At 77.0% G+C, this 1,885-nt stretch carries 1 protein-coding gene; it reads right to left on the minus strand.

Features of this window, described 5'->3' with window-relative positions:
- A partial coding sequence (locus tag B9S61_RS02205) for an acyltransferase domain-containing protein (RefSeq protein WP_146064680.1) occupies positions 1–1,885 on the minus strand: 1,885 nt, incomplete at both ends.

The raw sequence follows: 1,885 nt of genomic DNA on the forward strand, positions 1-1,885 counted from the left end.
CGCAGGTCCCGGTGCGGGGACGAGGCGGCGGCCCAGGAGTCCCGGCGCGCGTACGGCCACCTGGTCCTCGCCCTCGTGTCCGGCCAGCACCGCGCACAGCCCTTCCAGCGCAGGTCCGTCCAACAGCTCCGGCAGGTCGACCAGGCCGCCCCAGCGCCGCGGGTGCTCCAGCGCCGCGACCCGGCCCAGGCCCCACACCTGGGCCTGCTCGGGGCGGACCGGTGTGGTGCCGTCGGCCGCCACCGCACCGCGGGTGGCGCACCACAGGGGTGCGTCGATGCCGCTTTCGCCCAGGGCCTGGAGCAGCAGCAGGGTGCCGGTCAGGCAGGCGTCGAGCGTGCGCAGCCGCGGATGGGGTCCCTCGGCCAGGCCCAGCAGCGACAGGACGCCCTCCAGCGCGCCGAACTCCGGGAGCAGTGCGGCCAGTTCCGTCCGTTCGACGGTGCCCCCGACCCGGATCACGACCACGTCGGCGCCGTGTCCGGCGAGGGCCTGTTCGCAGGCGAGCGCGGTGTCCTCGGCACCGGGTCCGTCCGGGGTGACGAGCAGCCAGCGGCCGGAGAGCCGGGCCTCGGCGGGCGCGGTGAGCGGCTGCCACGCGATGCGGTAGCGCTGCGGTCCGGCCGGGGCCGCGGTCGCCCGGCGGGAGCGCCAGGCGGCGGGGGCCGGGTCGAGGGCGGCTTCCGGCCAGAAGCGCCTGCGCTGGAAGGCGTAGGTGGGCAGGTCGACCCGGCGTACGTCGGTGCCGCTCCAGCCCGCCGACCAGTCCACCGGTACGCCGTGCAGGTGCAGCGAGGCGAGTGCGGTGCGGACCGCGTCGGTCTCGGCCCGGCCGTCGCGCAGCAGCGGCACCGTCCGGTGGGCACCGGAGGCGGAGGCGGAAGCGGAACTGGTACCAGGGCCGGCTTCCTCGGGACCGGCTTCGGGCTCGGCGAGGCAGGTGTGCAGCATGCCGGACAGCACGCCGCCGGGGCCGAGTTCGAGGAACGTCGTCGCACCCTCGGCCCGCAGCCGGCGGGCCCCCGACAGGAAGCGGACGGTGTCCCGTACGTGGCGCACCCAGTGGTCCGGGGAGCGGAGTTCGGCGGCCGTGGCCATCCGGCCGGTCAGGTTGGAGACGATCTCGATGCCGGGCGCGTGGTAGGTCAGCGACTCGGCCACGTCCCGGAACGCGTCGAGCATCCCGTCCATCCGGGCGGAGTGGAAGGCGTGGCTCACGCTGAGGCGCCGGGTGCGCCGGCCGCGGGAGCGGAGCGCCCCGGCCAGCCGCCGTACCGCGTCCTCGTCGCCGGACAGGACCACGGAGGAGGGCCCGTTGACGGCGGCGACGTCCACCGCGCCCCGCTCCGGGTCCTGCCCGGCGCGGGGCGCGAGGCCGTCGTGCAGAGCCTGGCGCACTTCCTCCTCGGTGGCCTCCACGGCCACCATCGCCCCGCCCGCGGGCAGCGCGTCCATCAGCCGGCCCCGGGCCGCGACCAGCGCGCAGGCGTCGGCGAGGTCCAGTACGCCCGCGGCGTGGGCGGCGGCGAGTTCGCCGATGGAGTGCCCCATCAGCAGGTCGGGCCGCACGCCCCAGTGCCGTACGAGCCGGAACAGCGCCGTTTCCAGGGCGAACAGCGCGGGCTGGGTGTACCGGGTGCGGTCGAGCAGCTCCGCCCCGGGGGTTCCGTGCGCGGCGAACAGGATGTCGCGCAGGGGCAGGTCGAGATGCGGGTCGAGCCCGGTCAGCACCTCGTCGAGGGCGTCGGCGAACACCGGGTCTTCGCGGTAGAGCCCGGCGCCGGCCCCGGCCCGCTGGCTGCCCTGTCCCGGGAAGAGGAAGGCGGTCCGGCCGGAGTGCCCGGCGCCGCCGGTGAGCAGCCGGCCCGCCGTGGTGCCCCGCGCG

Origin of the sequence: Streptomyces sp. SM1 (assembly GCF_002910825.1) — a bacterium.
Classification (GTDB): Bacteria; Actinomycetota; Actinomycetes; order Streptomycetales; family Streptomycetaceae; genus Streptomyces; species Streptomyces okerensis.